The organism is Stappia indica, from assembly GCF_009789575.1.
In the GTDB taxonomy this organism is placed as follows: Bacteria; Pseudomonadota; Alphaproteobacteria; order Rhizobiales; family Stappiaceae; genus Stappia; species Stappia indica_A.
Window position 1 is genome coordinate 721,253 of the sequence record NZ_CP046908.1, and the last position, 15,006, is coordinate 736,258.

General features: G+C 64.7%; 15 protein-coding genes. 6 read left to right on the top strand and 9 right to left on the bottom strand.

All coding sequences use genetic code 11. The features are described from left to right. Positions 1-28: 28 nt before the first annotated feature. Both kdpB and kdpF read right to left on the bottom strand, forming a co-directional pair. Positions 29-2,101, bottom strand: coding sequence for a potassium-transporting ATPase subunit KdpB (gene kdpB / locus GH266_RS03325; protein WP_158192625.1), 2,073 nt, complete (start codon positions 2,099-2,101; stop codon positions 29-31). A gap of 265 nt (positions 2,102-2,366) precedes the next feature. Then, positions 2,367-2,456: a K(+)-transporting ATPase subunit F gene (gene kdpF, locus GH266_RS03330; protein WP_158192626.1), complete on the bottom strand. Its 90-nt coding sequence runs from the start codon at positions 2,454-2,456 to the stop codon at positions 2,367-2,369. A gap of 417 nt (positions 2,457-2,873) precedes the next feature. Between kdpF and GH266_RS03335 the strand changes: the two genes are divergently transcribed. The 3 genes from GH266_RS03335 (at position 2,874) to GH266_RS03345 (ending at position 4,429) form a co-directional block, all read left to right on the top strand. Next, positions 2,874-3,251 carry a response regulator transcription factor gene (locus tag GH266_RS03335; RefSeq protein ID WP_158192627.1) on the top strand — a complete coding sequence of 126 codons (378 nt, stop codon included), beginning with the start codon at positions 2,874-2,876 and terminating at the stop codon, positions 3,249-3,251. 7 nt (positions 3,252-3,258) lie between these two features. Continuing rightward, a complete protein-coding gene (locus tag GH266_RS03340) occupies positions 3,259-3,984 on the top strand; it encodes a helix-turn-helix transcriptional regulator (protein ID WP_158192628.1) in 726 nt (241 codons plus the stop codon). A gap of 139 nt (positions 3,985-4,123) precedes the next feature. After that, entirely contained in the window at positions 4,124-4,429 is a 306-nt protein-coding gene (locus GH266_RS03345) for a hypothetical protein (protein WP_158192629.1), read from the top strand. A gap of 271 nt (positions 4,430-4,700) precedes the next feature. On the opposite strand, the gene GH266_RS03350 is transcribed toward GH266_RS03345, so the two are convergent. After that, a complete protein-coding gene (locus GH266_RS03350; RefSeq protein ID WP_158192630.1) occupies positions 4,701-4,970 on the bottom strand; it encodes a hypothetical protein in 270 nt (89 codons plus the stop codon). A gap of 457 nt (positions 4,971-5,427) precedes the next feature. Between GH266_RS03350 and GH266_RS03355 the strand changes: the two genes are divergently transcribed. Next, complete coding sequence (locus GH266_RS03355; protein ID WP_158192631.1) at positions 5,428-5,886, top strand: DUF2147 domain-containing protein; 459 nt, start codon at positions 5,428-5,430, stop codon at positions 5,884-5,886. Positions 5,887-5,917: 31 nt separating this feature from the next. Here GH266_RS03355 and GH266_RS03360 read toward each other — a convergent pair whose 3' ends face one another. The 6 genes from GH266_RS03360 to gatB form a co-directional block, all read right to left on the bottom strand. After that, positions 5,918-6,631 (bottom strand): glutathione S-transferase N-terminal domain-containing protein, encoded by a 714-nt coding sequence (locus GH266_RS03360; RefSeq protein ID WP_158192632.1) that lies wholly within the window; start codon positions 6,629-6,631, stop codon positions 5,918-5,920. A gap of 186 nt (positions 6,632-6,817) precedes the next feature. After that, complete coding sequence (locus GH266_RS03365; protein ID WP_158192633.1) at positions 6,818-7,315, bottom strand: GNAT family N-acetyltransferase; 498 nt, start codon at positions 7,313-7,315, stop codon at positions 6,818-6,820. Continuing rightward, on the bottom strand, positions 7,308-8,873 hold the full coding sequence (locus GH266_RS03370; RefSeq protein WP_158192634.1) for a TerC family protein: 1,566 nt from the start codon (positions 8,871-8,873) through the stop codon (positions 7,308-7,310). Before GH266_RS03370 ends, GH266_RS03365 begins: the two co-directional genes overlap by 8 nt. Before the next feature lie 322 nt (positions 8,874-9,195). Then, positions 9,196-9,861 (bottom strand): class I SAM-dependent methyltransferase, encoded by a 666-nt coding sequence (locus tag GH266_RS03375; RefSeq protein WP_158192635.1) that lies wholly within the window; start codon positions 9,859-9,861, stop codon positions 9,196-9,198. Then, positions 9,858-11,117, bottom strand: a complete 1,260-nt coding sequence (locus tag GH266_RS03380) for a BtaA family protein (protein WP_158196026.1) — start codon at positions 11,115-11,117, stop codon at positions 9,858-9,860. The genes GH266_RS03375 and GH266_RS03380 overlap by 4 nt, the downstream gene beginning before the upstream one ends. Before the next feature lie 695 nt (positions 11,118-11,812). Further along, the gene (gene gatB / locus GH266_RS03385) at positions 11,813-13,297 is read right to left on the bottom strand and encodes an Asp-tRNA(Asn)/Glu-tRNA(Gln) amidotransferase subunit GatB (protein ID WP_158192636.1); all 1,485 of its coding nucleotides are present in this window, start codon (positions 13,295-13,297) and stop codon (positions 11,813-11,815) included. 343 nt (positions 13,298-13,640) lie between these two features. On the opposite strand from gatB, the gene GH266_RS03390 reads away from it, so the two are divergent. Together GH266_RS03390 and GH266_RS03395 are read left to right on the top strand one after the other, a co-directional pair. Further along, positions 13,641-14,036, top strand: a complete 396-nt coding sequence (locus GH266_RS03390) for a TIR domain-containing protein (RefSeq protein WP_158192637.1) — start codon at positions 13,641-13,643, stop codon at positions 14,034-14,036. Further along, the gene (locus GH266_RS03395) at positions 14,033-14,908 is read left to right on the top strand and encodes a DUF4231 domain-containing protein (protein WP_280524816.1); all 876 of its coding nucleotides are present in this window, start codon (positions 14,033-14,035) and stop codon (positions 14,906-14,908) included. The genes GH266_RS03390 and GH266_RS03395 overlap by 4 nt, the downstream gene beginning before the upstream one ends. The last annotated feature ends 98 nt before the right edge of the window (positions 14,909-15,006 follow it).

A 15,006-nucleotide genomic window follows, 5' to 3' on the forward strand; every position in this document is an offset into this window, starting at 1 on the left:
GAAAACGGTCATGGAAAGGGTCCTTTGATCAGGCGAGACCGATGGCGGTGATGACGAGGTCGATCGCCTTGATGCCGATGAAGGGCACGATCAGGCCGCCGAGCCCGTAGATGAACAGATTGCGCTTCAAGAGCCCGTCCGCACCGATGGCCTTGTAGGCGACGCCCCTGAGCGACAGCGGGATAAGCGCGATGATGATCAGCGCGTTGAAGATGATCGCCGACAGGATCGCGCTTTGCGGCGTCGCCAGGCCCATGATGTTGAGCGCGCCCAGTTGCGGATAGAGCGCGACGAACATTGCCGGGACGATGGCGAAATACTTCGCAACGTCGTTGGCGATGGAGAACGTGGTCAGCGCACCGCGGGTCATCAGCAGCTGCTTGCCGATCTCGACGATCTCGATGAGCTTGGTCGGATCGGAGTCGAGATCCACCATGTTGCCGGCCTCGCGCGCGGCGACCGTGCCGGTGTTCATCGCGACACCGACATCGGCCTGGGCCAGTGCGGGAGCGTCGTTCGTGCCGTCGCCGCACATGGCGACCAGCTTGCCCTTCGCCTGTTCTTCGCGGATCAGGGTGAGCTTGTTTTCCGGCGTGGCCTCGGCGAGGAAGTCGTCGACGCCCGCCTCGGCGGCGATGGCGGCGGCCGTCATCGGGTTGTCGCCGGTGATCATCACCGTGCGGATGCCCATGCGGCGCAGCTCCGCAAACCGCTCGCGGATGCCGCCCTTGACGATATCCTTGAGGTGGATGACGCCCAGAAGCCGCCCGTCCTTGACGACCGCAAGCGGCGTGCCGCCGATCCTGGCGATGTCGTTGGCGATTGCCTCCAGTTCCCGTTTGGCCTGTTCGCCGGTGCGGGGCGTGCCCGTGGCGGCCGAGGACAGCTCGATGTGCTTGAGCACCGCGTCGACGGCGCCCTTGCGGATCGACGATCCGTCGAAGTCGACGCCGCTCATGCGGCTTTGCGCCGTAAACGGCACGAAGATCGCGTGCAGGCTCTGCATGTCGCGGCCGCGGATGCCGTATTTCTCCTTGGCGAGGACCACGATGGAACGGCCTTCCGGCGTCTCGTCGGCGAGCGAGGCGAGCTGCGCCGCATCGGCCAGATCCTGCTCGCTGACGCCCTCGACGGGCCGGAACTCGGTCGCCTGCCGGTTGCCCAGCGTGATCGTGCCGGTCTTGTCGAGCAGCAGCGTGTCGATGTCGCCGGCGGCCTCGACGGCGCGCCCGGACATGGCCAGAACATTGAACCGCACCAACCGGTCCATGCCGGCGATGCCGATGGCCGAAACCAGCGCGCCGATCGTGGTCGGGATCAAGGTGACGAACAGCGCCACCAGCACGATCACCGGAATAGAACCGCCGGCATAGGCGGCGAAGGCGGGGATGGTTGCGGTCGCAAGGACGAAAATCAGGGTCAGTCCGGCGAGCAGGACGTTCAGCGCGATCTCGTTCGGCGTCTTCTGGCGCTCGGCCCCTTCGACCAGCGAGATCATGCGGTCGATGAAGGTCGATCCGGCGGCGGCCGTGATCCTGACCTTGATCCAGTCCGAAAGCACCTGCGTTCCGCCGGTCACCGCCGAGCGGTCTCCGCCCGATTCCCGGATCACCGGAGCGGATTCGCCGGTGATCGCCGCCTCGTTCACCGAGGCGATGCCTTCGACGACCTCGCCGTCCGAGGGGATGATGTCGCCGGCTTCCACCAGCACCACATCGCCGACCTTCAGGCTCGTGCCGGGCACGGGCTTCGTCTCGGTGCCTTGCGGATCGGCCAGGAGCTTGGCCTGGGTCTCGGTGCGCGAGCGGCGCAAGGAGTCCGCCTGCGCCTTGCCGCGCCCTTCGGCAACCGCCTCGGCGAAGTTCGCGAACAGGATCGTGAACCACAACCAGAGGATGATCTGGAACGAGAAACCGAGATCGCCTGCGCCGGTGACGACATCCTTCAGGAACAGGACGGTCGTCAGCACCGAGACGACGGCGACGACGAACATCACCGGATTTCTGGCGAGCGTACGTGGATCGAGTTTCTTGAATGCGCCCCAAAGTGCGGGGACAAGGATGCGAGCGTCGAAGATGCTCGCCGGTTTCGACTGGCTCATGAGTGGCTCCAGCTTGATGTTTCTGGTGACAGTCCCAGCCCGCATTGGCCCGGCCCGCATCGGCCCGGCCCGAAGAGGCGGGAGAGGAGCAAGGCAAGCAGCGCGCACGCCGGCATCGCCGGCGCTGTCGCGAAGGCGATGCCCGGCGCAAGGGGGCTTTCTGTCTTCAGGAGGTCGGGCCGTGGCCCGGGAGATATGCGGATCGGGCCGGGCGACTTGGCGATGATCCGCGCCGCCTGTCACAGCGGGTTGGATATTCGGCAGTTCAGAAGCGCTCCGGCCGCAAAAGCGCGTAGACAAGATAGGCTGTGACGACCAGAGCCACCCCGCCTCCCAGTATATATTCAAGTATCATTGCGCACCCCGTCTTGTCGGAAGCTGCCGACCGGCAAGACTTCCTGACGCCTATAGTTTTTCTCCGCGCTTTTCCTCGGCAGGAACCGGCAGCGAAGGTGACAGGAATATGGCGCAGGACTGCATAAAGGTTCGAGAGAGGCGAAGGCCCGAAAGAATAAAAATCTCATATGGATTTCGGGTCGGAACCGGTCGCGGAAGCGCCCGCACACCGCCGGGCGCCTCCTTCGCGTCTTGCGACCTTGTCGAGATGAAAAACATATTTCCGTCGCCGGTGCAGGCGCACTGAACTGTACGGGCCAGCGAGCGGGCAGCCTCGCCCTTGAGCCGGTGCGCGCCGGACTTTCGGCGGCGCGGCATATTGCAAGCGGCCCCGGCCCGACCATTCCCGGACCATTGATTGAACCGAACGGGTTTCATGACGAGCACACTGGAGGCTGTCCCCTTCGAGGCGGTTGCCGAGGCGCGCAAGGCTCCGCTCTCGCGCGAGCTCTACCGGGCATGGCACCGCTCCCCGGCGCCGGCCCCAGCGCCAGAGCCAGCCCCCCAGAACCAGATCGTGCCGGCACCACCTGCCCGCAGGCGCCCGCGGCGACCCCTGCCCGCCCTCACCAACCGCGAGCGGGATTGCGTGGCCTGGGCGGCGGAGGGGAAAACCGAATGGGAGAGCGCCGCCATTCTCGGCATCGCGCCGAAGACCGTGGAAAGCCACCTCATCGCCGCACGGCGCAAGCTGAACGCCGCGAACAAGGTGCACCTGGTCGCCAAGGCCTTCCGCCTCGGCCTGATCGACTGAGGCGCCCTTGCACGCGGCGGACCTGCTGACCCATCTCGACCGCATCCGCCGCGCCGCAACGGCGCAGGAGGTGCGCAGCCGCCTCATCCTTGCAACCGACGCCTATGGCATCGACCAGGTGATGTGCGGCCTCGTACCGACCCCTGCCACTCCGCCGGCCGAGGCGAGGAAATCCATCTTCTTCGGCAACTGGCCGACCGGTTGGCTGGAGCGCTACGTTGCCCGCCGCTATGTCGACATCGACCCGGTGATCGCGCAGGTGACAGCCGCAGACGCATTGTTCGACTGGCGCGAGGCGCGCGCACCGGCAGACAGAGCCCCCCTTGCCCGGCTGATGATGGAGGAAGCGCGCGAGCACGGGCTGTCCGCCGGCTTCGCCCTGCCGTTTTCCGGCCCTGCGGGCCAACGCGGCAGCATTTCGCTGAGCGGCGCGCGTATCGAGCTGGACCCGGCCGGCCGGACGACGCTCGCCCTCTTGGCGGCCAGCGCGGCGGACCGGGCCGCCACCCTGCTGCAGGGGGACGCCTGGCGCCCCTCCTCCCCCTTGACGACACGCGAGCGGGATTGCGTGGCCTGGGCGGCGGAGGGGAAAACCGAATGGGAGAGCGCCGCCATTCTCGGCATCGCGCCGAAGACCGTGGAAAGCCACCTCATCGCCGCACGGCGCAAGCTGAACGCCGCGAACAAGGTGCACCTGGTCGCCAAGGCCTTCCGCCTCGGCCTGATCGACTGACCACGCAGGCCCGTCAATCCGGGAATCCCATGATGGTGGGGCGGGCAAAGCCTGCAAGACTCAAGAACCACAGGGCACACGGAGACGCAGATCGGTTCGGAAGGGCAGTCCGTGCCGGGACGAGGAGAAAGGGAACGGCATGGACAGGAAAAGCCGGCAGGACGCGGCCCGGCGGGCGATCATCGAGCACCTGGATGCCGCCATCGCGCAGCTGTCGGCCCATCCGGAACTGGCCGTGCTCGGCAGCCGGCTGGCGGCGATCCGCGAGATCGCGGCGCTGGAACAGGCGGCTGGAAGATTGGCGGCGGGAAAGTTGGCGGCCGGAGGATTGGCGGAAGAGGTGCAGGCACCCTATCGCCCCGTGAAGAGCGATGCGGCCGGCACGGCGCAAGACGAAGCGCCGGAAGACGAGACGGGCAAGGCCGCGCACGACAAGCCCGGATGACGGGCGTGGAAACGGGGAAAGAACGTCCCGGCACCGCCGGGCGGGCGGGGCTTGGGCGGGATCAGCACGCGCGCTTTCAGCGGCGATCAGGTGCTGTGCCCAAGCGGACGGGCGGGCGAGAGGGCCGGCCGGCGGTCGGGCGAGAGAGCAAACGGGCTGCGGCGCAGGCGCACCATTGCAGGCGCTATGTCAGAAGCGCTTCAGCGCGCCGCAGCCAGGTTGATGTCCATGGTGGAAATGCCCCTTGCGCAGGAACCGGCTCCACCGCGGATCAATGCAGGGACAGCCACTCGCGGGCCGCACGCTGGGCGTCGGCGATTTCCGAGCGGGACATCTCCGAGGAGATTTCCTTGCGGTAGCGCACGGCGTCCTGGCTGCCCTTGACGGCGGCGATGTTGAACCACTTGTGCGCGGCAACCAGGTCGGCGGCGCCGTGGCGGCCGCAGGCGCAGTCCAGCCCCATCTGCAGCAGGATATCGGGGCCGGCGGGCTGGCCGCCCATGATGGCAAGATCGGGGGAACCAAGATCCAAACGAGCCATGTCTCACACTCCTTGTCGGTCGTCTTGCGGCCGGCGTCCTGCCGGTCCGCTCCGGGTCGAAGGCCGCGGGATGCTTGATCTTTTCCCCGCAATCTTCATGTCCGAGTGTGGTCCTGCCCCTTCAACGCGAGCTTAAAATTCTCGCTTAACGGGAAGAAAACGAGTCGAAAACACCAGGTAAACTTCACGAAGGATTCAGCATTTCCGAGCGGAAACGGCAGCGGAATCAACGCGACTTGACTCAACATGGATTTGCGCCGGAAACGCTTGATTCACCTTGAGAAGAACTGAGGTCTTCATGCCCTTCGGCCGAAGCCCCCACCAGAGCCCCGCAAGCCCCCGGCACAAGCTTTCCCAAGGCCCGACACGAAGCCGGCCCAAGGCGGTCACCCTCGCGCCCCAGTTTTCCGGCAGCTTTGGATGACGACAGGTCCTCGCCTCTCGCGAAAGGAAACCGATGACGCCCCCTCGCCTCGCCTCCCTGCCCGCCCTTGCCGCGCTGGCCGGGTTCGCCCTTCTCGCCATCGTGCCGCCGGCGCTCGCCGAGGAGGAGATCTTCGGCACCTGGCGGACGCCGGCCGACGGCACCGTGCGCGTCGGCCCTTGCGGGTCCGCGCCTTGCGGCCTGCTGGTGGACTTTCCCCCGCCGCCGGGCACGACCGTGCAGAGCGCGACGGACGTGAAGAACCGCGACGCCGCCAAGCGGGACCGCAAGCTGCTCAATGTGCCGGTGATCTGGGATATCGCGCCGGGCGACAGGGACGGGACCTGGAGCGCCCGCGTCTACGATCCGCGCCGCGGCGTGACGGCCAATGCGACGGCGACGCTGCAGGGCGACGACCAGCTGACGCTGCGCGGCTGCGTGCGGATGGTGGTGCAATTCTGCGAAACGGAAGTGTGGCGCCGGGCGAACTGATCCCCCCGGCGCCTCGATAACAGGCGAAAAATCAGCGCGCGCGCTGGCCGAACAGCACCGACTGGGCGCCCTTGTCGCTGGCAAGGTTGAGCTGCTCGCGCATCTCGCGGCCAACGGCAAGGCCGCGTTCGACCGCCGGGCGCGCCTTCAGCGCCTCCAGCCAACGCTGGACGTTCGGAAAGTCCTTGCCGAGCTCCATGCCCTGCCGCTCCCAGCCGGTCGCCCAGCCGACGATGGCCATGTCGGCGATGGAATACTCGTCGGCAACGAAATCGCGCCCGGCGAGCTGCTTGTCGAGAACGCCGTAGAGCCGGTGCGTCTCGTTGAGATAGCGGTCCATGGCGTAAGGGATCTTTTCCGGCGCATAGACGCGGAAATGATGGTTCTGGCCGAGCATCGGGCCGAAGCCGCCCATCTGCCACATCAGCCACTCGTCGACCTTGACGCGGCTGCGCTCGTCGGTCGGGTAGAACCGGCCGAACTTGCGCCCGAGATACTGCAGGATCGCACCGGATTCGAAGACCGAGATCGGCTCGCCGCCCGGGCCTTCCGGATCGACGATGGCCGGCATGCGGTTGTTCGGCGAGATCTTCAGGAACTCCGGCTTGAACTGGTCGCCCGCGCCGATATTGACGAGGTTGAGATTGTAGGGAACGCCGAGTTCCTCCAGCAGGATCGAGACTTTCCAGCCGTTCGGGGTCGGCCAGTAATGCAGTTCGATGGGCTTGGTCTGGGTCGCGGACATGCCTGTCATGCTCCATGCTTTGTGAATGGGCCGGGGCCTCGCGGACGCCGTGTCCGCATGCCGCCATCGGCCGTCGGATGAGAAGTTAAGCCCCCCGAGCGCCGGTACAACCACCTGCAGTGTGCAGCGAACCGCAAGCGGCACCGCGTGAACGCTCGGTCACGCCACACGTACGCCGCGCACCGCTCACAGCATCAGCTTGTAGCCGACATGCGAGGGCTGATAGCCGAGCGCCTGGTAGAAATCGTGCGCGCCCTTCCGCTCGCGGTTGGAGGTGAGCTGCAGCAGCACGCAGCCGCACTCGCGCGCCCGCGCCTCGGCAAAGCGCATCATCGCCCGGCCGATGCCGCGCCCGCGCAGCTCCGGGTCCACATGCACGCTCTCCACCTGGGCGCGCGGGCGCCCACCGAAGGACAGCCCGTCGATGACCGTGAACTCGAACATGCCGGCGATGCGCCCCGCCTCCATGCCCGGCAGGCGCGCCACATGCAGCACGGTCGCCCCGCCCGCCACCATGCGGCGGAACGCGGCGAGATAGGGCGCCAGATCGGCCGCCTCCTGCCCGACACGCGCGCCGGCCGCATTGGCGCTCATCAAGGCGGCGCAGGCGGCAAGGTCGTCCTCGGTCGCAGGCTGGATGTCGAGCCCCTGCAGCTCCGTCTCGAACATCCCGCCCTTACCCATGCGGGGGCGCCTCGGTCTCGACCGGAGAGATGCGCACCCTGCCGATGGCGCGCTTTTCCAGCGACAGGATCTCGAAGCACAGGCCCCCGGTCTCGAGCACATCGCCCACCTTCGGCAGGTGCCCCAGCTGGGACAGGATGTAGCCGGCCAGCGTCGAGTAGCGGTTGGCCTCGTCGACGAGGTCCCGGCCGATGGCGGTGCTGAGCTGGCGGATGTCGATGAAGGCGTCCACCGTCCAGGAGCCGTCTTCCTGCTGCTGCAGCGCGGCCGCCTCCTCGTCCATGTCCGGGAACTCGCCGGCGATCGCCTCCAGCACGTCGGTGGGCGTGGCGATGCCTTCCAGCGAGCCGTATTCGTCGATCACCATCGCCATCTGCACCGGCGAGCGGCGCAGCAGCTCCATCACCGTCAGCACGTCGGTCATCTCGTGCACGACGCCCGGCTGGCGCATCAGCTGCGCCCAGTCGATCGCCTCGCCGCCGATCACCGCATTGAGCAGGTCCTTGGTCAGCGCCACGCCGACGAACTCGTCGACGCTGCCGCGCGCCAGCACCACCCGCCCGTGGGTGAGCCGGCGGATCGCGGCGCGCAGCTCCTCGTCCGGCTTGTCGAGGTCCAGCCATTCCAGCTCGTTGGACGGCGTCATGATCGAACTCACCGGCCGCTGGCCGAGCCCCAGCACGCCGCGGATCATGTCCTGCTCCTCGGGCTTGAACAATTCGCCCAAGGCCGCCTGCTCGGCGATCACGTCGACCGTCTCGCCCAGCGGCTGCTCGCCGACCCTGCCGCCCAGCATGCGCAGCACCGCCTCGGAGGTACGCTCGCGCAGGTTTCCGGAGACGACCAGCTGCTCGCGGTTGTGGCGGCCGACCTGGTTGAACGCCTCGATCAGCACCGAGAAGCCGATGGCGGCATAGAGATAGCCCTTCGGAATGTGCTGGCCGAAGCCTTCCACCACCAGGCTGAAGCCGATCATCAGCAGGAACCCGAGGCACAGGATCACCACCGTCGGATGCTTGGAGACGAAGGCCATCAGCGGCTTGGAGGCGATCATCATCACCGCCATGGCGATGCAGACCGCCGCGATCATCACCCACAGATTGTTGACCATGCCGACGGCGGTGATCACGCTGTCGAGAGAGAACACCGCATCCAGCACGACGATCTGCACGATCACCTGCCAGAACACCGCGTGGACGACCTTGCCGCTCTTGTGCCCCTGCGCACCCTCGAGCCGCTCGTGCAGCTCCATCGTGCCCTTGAACAGCAGGAACAGGCCGCCGATGATCAGGATCAGGTCGCGCCCGGAGAAGGAAAAGCCGCCCAGCGAGAACAGCGGGTTGGTCAGCGTGACGATCCAGGAGATCGAGAACAGCAGCGCAATACGCATGAACAGCGCCAGCGACAGGCCGATCAGGCGCGCCTTGTTGCGCTGGTCGGGCGGCAGCTTGTCGGCCAGGATGGCGATGAACACGAGGTTGTCGATGCCGAGCACCACCTCCAGCAGCACCAGGGTGACGAGCCCGATCCAGATGTTCGGATCTGCCAGAAATTCCATGTCGAACCTTTCCTAATGGCGAAGACGCGGGCGCGCGCAAGGCCCGTCATGCCGGAGCGTGCGGCATGCGGGCTGTCGGTCTGCGGAATGAGGGCGGGAAACGGGATCGCGGAGCCGCCGGGCGCATGTCGCCAGCGGCTCCCGGAGAAGTCGGTCGTCCGCGGCCGTGCTATCGCCGTCGTCCGGCATGGAAATGTCCGCCCCTTCTTGCGCGCAAAAGCGTGCCCGCGCGCCGCAACCGCAACCTAGCATGGCCGCTGCACCGGTCAAGAAACGCACCAGAGCGCCGGACGTTCCGCGCCTTGCCGGCAACGGCCGGCCCTCAGGCCTCGATCTGCCCCATCACCGCGTAGCCGCCATGCAGCCGGCGGAACTGCGAGCGCGCGCCCTGCGCCTGCGCACAGGTGGCAAGCACCGCCTCCAGCTCCGCCCGCGGCGCAACGTGGAAGGCGGACAGCCAGGCACGGAACGGCGCGCGCACCAGGCCCGGCCAGGCCTCCATCATGCCGAAGTCGACCAGATGCAGCCGGCCGCCGGGGGCCAGCGCGCCGGCCCCGGCCATGAGCGCCTCGCGCCAGGGCGGGATCATCGACAGGCTGTAGGAGAAGAACACCCGGTCGAAGCGCGCAACGCCGAACAGCGCCGCCGTGTCGAACGCCGTCGCATCGCCCTGCGCCACGCTCACCCGGTCCTCCAGCCCCGCGCGGCGGATCGAGCCGCGGGCGCTCTCCAGCATCTGCGCCGAGATGTCGAGGCCGAAGAACCGCGCCTGCGGGTGTCGGCGGGCGGCCAGCACCAGATTGCGCGCCGTGCCGCAGCCGAGTTCCAGCACGGTGCCGCCCGGCGGCGGGGCGAGCTCGTCGATCAGCCGGTCGCGGCCGAGCAGGTAATACTTGCGCGTCGCATCATAGACATGCCGCTGCCAGCGGTAGATGCCGTCCATCAGCTCCGCGCCGTTGGACGTCCTCACGTCTCCCCGCACGGTCATGCCGCGTCGCGGATATACAGGTGGAAGCCGCCATAGATCGACGAGCGGTCCATGTAGCCGAGCTTGCGCGAGCGCTCCGCATCGTAGCGCCACTGTGCGAGGATCTCCGGCACGACGCGGCCGGGCAGCAGGCTCGGCTCGGCCGCCGTGCGGAAGACGACGCGCGCGCCCGGACGGGCCGTGCGGGTGATCTCCGCCCACAGGGCGTTGAGCGCGGCGTCGGTCATCCAGTCCTGCGCATCGAGCAGGACGTAGCGGTCGACGCTGGCCTCCTCCTGCGCCGCCAGATAGTCGGTGAAGGAGCGGTTGACCACGCGCACCCGGTCGGCGCGGGCACGAATCCCGTCGAAATGGTCGCGCCGCAGATAGGGCGGCAGCGGGCCGGCCTCGTCATTGGCGTAGCCGCGGCCGAAGGCCTGCCAGGCAAAATAGTTCTCCGACAGCGGGAAGTCGCAGGCCAGCCGCTCCAGCCGCTCGCGCAGCACCGCCGCCATGCCGCCGGAGCCGCTGCCGGCCAGCGCCTCGTACTGCGCCGGGGGAATGCCGAGCCCGTAGAGCGACACGCGCTTCGACGTCGCCCAGCGGACCATCCGCTTGTCGAACAGCGGCGCCAGCGCCTTGTCGAAATAGGTGCGCTGCTCCTCCAGCGAGCGGGCCCGCAGCATGTCCTTGGGGTCGATGCCATAGACGCGAGCGACGAAATGGCCGGCGCCGATGAAATAGCCGAGCAGCCCGTGGTGATAGAGGTCGCGGGCGAACAGGGTGATGCGCTTGCGCCCGGTCAGGCCGCGCTTTTCCCAGTATTCGCGGGTTTCCGGGTCGAGCCGCTCGCGCAGGAAGCGGTTATAGGCCTCGACATTGCCCTTCTCGTCCGCCTTGCCGAAGAAGCGGTAGAAGGCCTCGTGCCCCGGCAGGTGCTTGACCGCGGCGAGCTTCAGCCGGGTCAGCGCCACATGCGCGCGGTTGAGGTCGACGGCGGTGATGCTGGCCGGATCGGCCGTGAGGTAAGAGAGAACGTTACAGCCGCCCGAGGCGATGGTCACCACCTTGTGGTCGCGGCCGATCTCCAGCGCGTCCATGTCGATCTCGGGGTCTTCCCAGATCTGCGGATAGACCAGCCCCTGGAAGGCCAGGGTGAAGAGCCGCTCCAGCGCGCCCTCGCCCGACAGAGCCCTGTTGCGATGCACCGCGCGGCCGAGCAACGCGCCCCGCCCGGCATTGACCGACTTCGTGTTCGACGCCTGACCCGACAGCATGGCCACCTCCGACTCTCCTCAAGTTGCCTTGAAGTGAGCCGGGTAAGCCGTTCTCGTAACGGGATGATGACAGGGAGCGGCTTGCGCCCCTCCTCTCGCCGTCATGCCGCATGAAGCGCGGTGCCGGAAACTCTGGGCACCCTCAGCGAGGTTGAGGCGGGATGCCTCTCCCCGCGTCTTCCCGGGCAAGGCGATAGCCGCGACCCGGGACCGGGGAGGCACGGTGGTTGCGGGTTCGACCCGGAGTGCCTGCGTGAGGCCCTCGGCTCTCCGATCCCGCATCTGCGTTGCGCTTCGTGCGGGATGACGAGGAGAGAGGTCGGCGCGTAGCTAGCCGCCACCGGTGTTGGGGCGGCAGCGCGGAGGATTCAGTCGCGACCGCTCGGGGTTACTGGATCCCGGTCTTCGGCTTCGCCGAAACCGGGATGACATCCTGCGGGTGGGGTGGCGCCGGAGAGTCAAAGCGAGGCCGTGACGCACTCTCTCGGCTGTCCTGGCCGCAGCCCCTCCCCGCGTCCTCCCGGACGGCGCGCCAGCGACGAGCCGGGATCGGAGAGCCGAGGGCGCATGAGGCGCGCTGCGGAACGAAACCTCAGGCACCGTGCCTCGCCGGCCCCGGATCTCGCGATGCTCGTCCGGGGTGACGAAAGGAGAGGTCCGGGCCGGGCGTGCGGAGCGATGGCGGAAAGACCGCCCTACTCGATGCCGATCTTCGCCTTGAGCAGGTCGTTGACCGCCTGCGGGTTGGCCTTGCCGCCGGTCGCCTTCATCACCTGGCCGACGAACCAGCCGAGAAGGCCGGGCTTGGCGCGGGCCTGCTCGACCTTGTCCGGGTTGGCGGCGATGATCTTGTCGACCTCCGCCTCGATGGCGCCGAGATCCGTCACCTGGCGCATGCCGCGCGCCTCGACGATCTCAGCCGGTTCGCCGCCCTCGCTCCAGACGATCTCGAACAGGTCCTTGGCGATCTTGCCCGAAATCGTCCCGTCGACCACCAGATCGACGATGCCGCCGAGCTGGCCGGCCGAAACCGGGCTTTCGCTCAGCTCCAGCCCTTCCTTGTTGATCCGGCCGAACAGCTCGTTGATCACCCAGTTGGCCGAGAGCTTGGCGTCGCGCCCCTTGGCGACCTCCTCGAAGAAGTCGGCCGAGGCCTTTTCCGCCACCAGGATGTCGGCGTCATAGGCGGTGAGCCCGTAGTCGGCGACGAAGCGCGCCTTCTTGTCGTCCGGCAGCTCCGGCAGGCCGACGGCGAGCGCGTCGACATAGGCCTGGTCGAATTCCAGCGGCAACAGATCCGGATCGGGGAAGTAGCGGTAGTCGTGCGCCTCCTCCTTGGAGCGCATGGAGCGGGTCTCGCCCTTGACCGGATCGAACAGGCGCGTCTCCTGGTCGATGCTGCCGCCGTCCTCCAGGATGCCGATCTGGCGGCGGGCCTCATACTCGATGGCCTGGCCGACGAAGCGGATGGAGTTGACGTTCTTGATCTCGCAGCGCGTGCCGAAGGCCCCGCCCGGCGCGCGCACCGAGACGTTGACGTCGGCGCGCATCGAGCCCTGGTCCATGTTGCCGTCGCAGGTGCCCAAGTAACGCAGGATGGTGCGCAGCTTGGTGAGATAGGCCTTCGCCTCGTCGGCGCAGCGCAGGTCCGGCTTGGAGACGATCTCCATCAGCGCGACGCCCGAGCGGTTGAGATCGACGAAGGACATGGTCGGGTGCTGGTCGTGCAGCGACTTGCCGGCGTCCTGCTCCAGATGCAGCCGCTCGACACCCACCGTCACCTGCTCTCCGCCGGGCATGTCGAGCAGGACCTCGCCCTCGCCGACGATCGGCTGCTTGAACTGGGAGATCTGGTAGCCCTGCGGCAGGTCCGGATAGAAGTAGTTCTTGCGGTCGAACACGGACTTGAGGTTGATCTGCGCCTTGAGGCCGAGGCCCGTGCGGATCGCCTGCTTGACGCATTCCTCGTTGATCACCGGCAGCATGCCGGGCATCGCCGCATCGACGAGGCTGACATTGGCGTTCGGGTCCTTGCCGAACTCGGTCGAGGCGCCGGAAAACAGCTTGGCATTCGAGGTGACCTGGGCATGCACCTCCATGCCGATCACGATTTCCCAGTCGCCCGTGGCGCCCTTGATGAACTTCTTGGGATCGGGGGTGCGGGTGTCGACGATGCTCATGCCGTGGAAGTCCTGCCCGTTGTGTCGTGCCTGTCGCCCGCCCCTCGAGCCCCCGCGCGCAGGCGCGAAAAAGGGTTTGCCAGGGGGCGGACTTGTCCTGAACGCGTGCCGCGCGCGTCGAAACGCGCGCCAGAACGCTCGAATGTGTGGGTAGTGGGTCTTTGCCCTCCCCGCAAGGGGGGAGGTGGGGTAGTTTCTATCACCGAGATCCGGAAGGCGAACGCCTTGATGGACCCGGGGGGGGGAGTAAAATTATCTGGGCCTTTAGCTACAAATATGTAGATTTCTTCGAAGCTCTTGTTAGAATTCAGATATTGAATATTGCTGAATCAGGTGACATTCCATGACAAAGCGACTCTTCATTAGCCATTCTTGGTCTTATAGTGAACGCTATAATTCGATGGTGGCACTCCTGAATAAACGACCATATTTCGAATGGACAAACTACTCTGTACCTGAAAACAAAGCATTCATCGGCTTAAACGCAGCAGGACTAAAGGAACAGCTCCGAAGGCAGATTCGCCCCGTTCAATGTGTTGTAATAATTGGCGGGATGTGGACCAATCATAGCGATTGGATTCAGTTCGAAATGGATTTTGCTCGCGAAATTCAGAAGCCAATTCTAGGTGTAAGGCCTCGTTCAGCCAAGGTCATGCCAGCGGCGGTTATTCAAGCTTCAGATAAAGTTGTGAATTGGAACTCTGACTCCATCGTACAAGGCATAAGAGAGATCTCTTGATAACGCCAAATTTTGAGTATCCCGCGCTTTACATGAGCGCAAACGAAGCATCAGCTAGAGCCCAAAGAGGTTTTCTTTGGATAGCTCGGTCTGAATATGCCCTGTTACTACTCATAAGCATCTCTATTTCTTTTCAGGAAAAATCTCCGAATAACAAAAATATTATTTCAACATTACTTTTAATTTTGGCGGGAATATTTGTATATAAAGTTTTCAAAAAACGAGATCAAGATTGGTATCGGTGCCGCGCACTTGCCGAGTCAATTAAAACATCAACATGGCGCTTCTGCATGAGGGCACATCCGTACGAGGATGCTGACAATATCGAAGTGCCTAAATCTATTTTCAGGAATATGCTGCGACAATTACTTGCCTCGAATCAAACTGTAGCTCAAGATTTAGATGCTGACTCATCCGAGCAATGCACCGAAAGCATGCTTTACGTACGCCGTTTAGATCTAGACAGCAGAATAAATTTTTATATCAAAAATCGTATTGATGATCAGAGGAAATGGTACGCAAAAAAATCAGCCTCAAATAAAAAATCACTGAAAATATGGATTGTTATTACGATAGGAGTATACATACTTGCTTTTATTTCACTTCATGCAGGTGAATTATATTTTAATTATATTTTTAAATTATTTGATCCGCTTATTGTTCTGGCGACATCAGTATTAGGATGGATCCAAATGAAGCGTCACGGTGAACTCGCTGCCAGTTACAATCTTGCGGCACACGAAATTGGCATTATTAAAGGCATGTCCGCAGATATCAAAACGGAAAACCAGTTCTCTGATTTCGTCAACGAAGCCGAGCTTGCGTTTTCTCGTGAACACACTCAATGGATCGCACGAAAAGATGCAAACTAGAACCAAAATGACCAAATAATATTGACTTTAACATAGCTACTTCAGGCTAACTGGAGTGATACAATAATATTTTGATCGTTTGATATAGTCCTGCTGAA

Bases quoted from the DNA above. Each gene is read 5' to 3' on its own strand.
- kdpB (WP_158192625.1), bottom strand. From the start codon at position 2,101: ATGAGCCAGTCGAAACCGGCGAGCATCTTCGACGCTCGCATCCTTGTC.
- kdpF (WP_158192626.1), bottom strand. From the start codon at position 2,456: ATGATACTTGAATATATACTGGGAGGCGGGGTGGCTCTGGTCGTCACA.
- GH266_RS03335 (WP_158192627.1), top strand. From the start codon at position 2,874: ATGACGAGCACACTGGAGGCTGTCCCCTTCGAGGCGGTTGCCGAGGCG.
- GH266_RS03345 (WP_158192629.1), top strand. From the start codon at position 4,124: ATGGACAGGAAAAGCCGGCAGGACGCGGCCCGGCGGGCGATCATCGAG.
- GH266_RS03350 (WP_158192630.1), bottom strand. From the start codon at position 4,970: ATGGCTCGTTTGGATCTTGGTTCCCCCGATCTTGCCATCATGGGCGGC.
- GH266_RS03355 (WP_158192631.1), top strand. From the start codon at position 5,428: ATGACGCCCCCTCGCCTCGCCTCCCTGCCCGCCCTTGCCGCGCTGGCC.
- GH266_RS03360 (WP_158192632.1), bottom strand. From the start codon at position 6,631: ATGTCCGCGACCCAGACCAAGCCCATCGAACTGCATTACTGGCCGACC.
- GH266_RS03365 (WP_158192633.1), bottom strand. From the start codon at position 7,315: ATGGGTAAGGGCGGGATGTTCGAGACGGAGCTGCAGGGGCTCGACATC.
- GH266_RS03370 (WP_158192634.1), bottom strand. From the start codon at position 8,873: ATGGAATTTCTGGCAGATCCGAACATCTGGATCGGGCTCGTCACCCTG.
- GH266_RS03375 (WP_158192635.1), bottom strand. From the start codon at position 9,861: ATGACCGTGCGGGGAGACGTGAGGACGTCCAACGGCGCGGAGCTGATG.
- GH266_RS03380 (WP_158196026.1), bottom strand. From the start codon at position 11,117: ATGCTGTCGGGTCAGGCGTCGAACACGAAGTCGGTCAATGCCGGGCGG.
- gatB (WP_158192636.1), bottom strand. From the start codon at position 13,297: ATGAGCATCGTCGACACCCGCACCCCCGATCCCAAGAAGTTCATCAAG.
- GH266_RS03390 (WP_158192637.1), top strand. From the start codon at position 13,641: ATGACAAAGCGACTCTTCATTAGCCATTCTTGGTCTTATAGTGAACGC.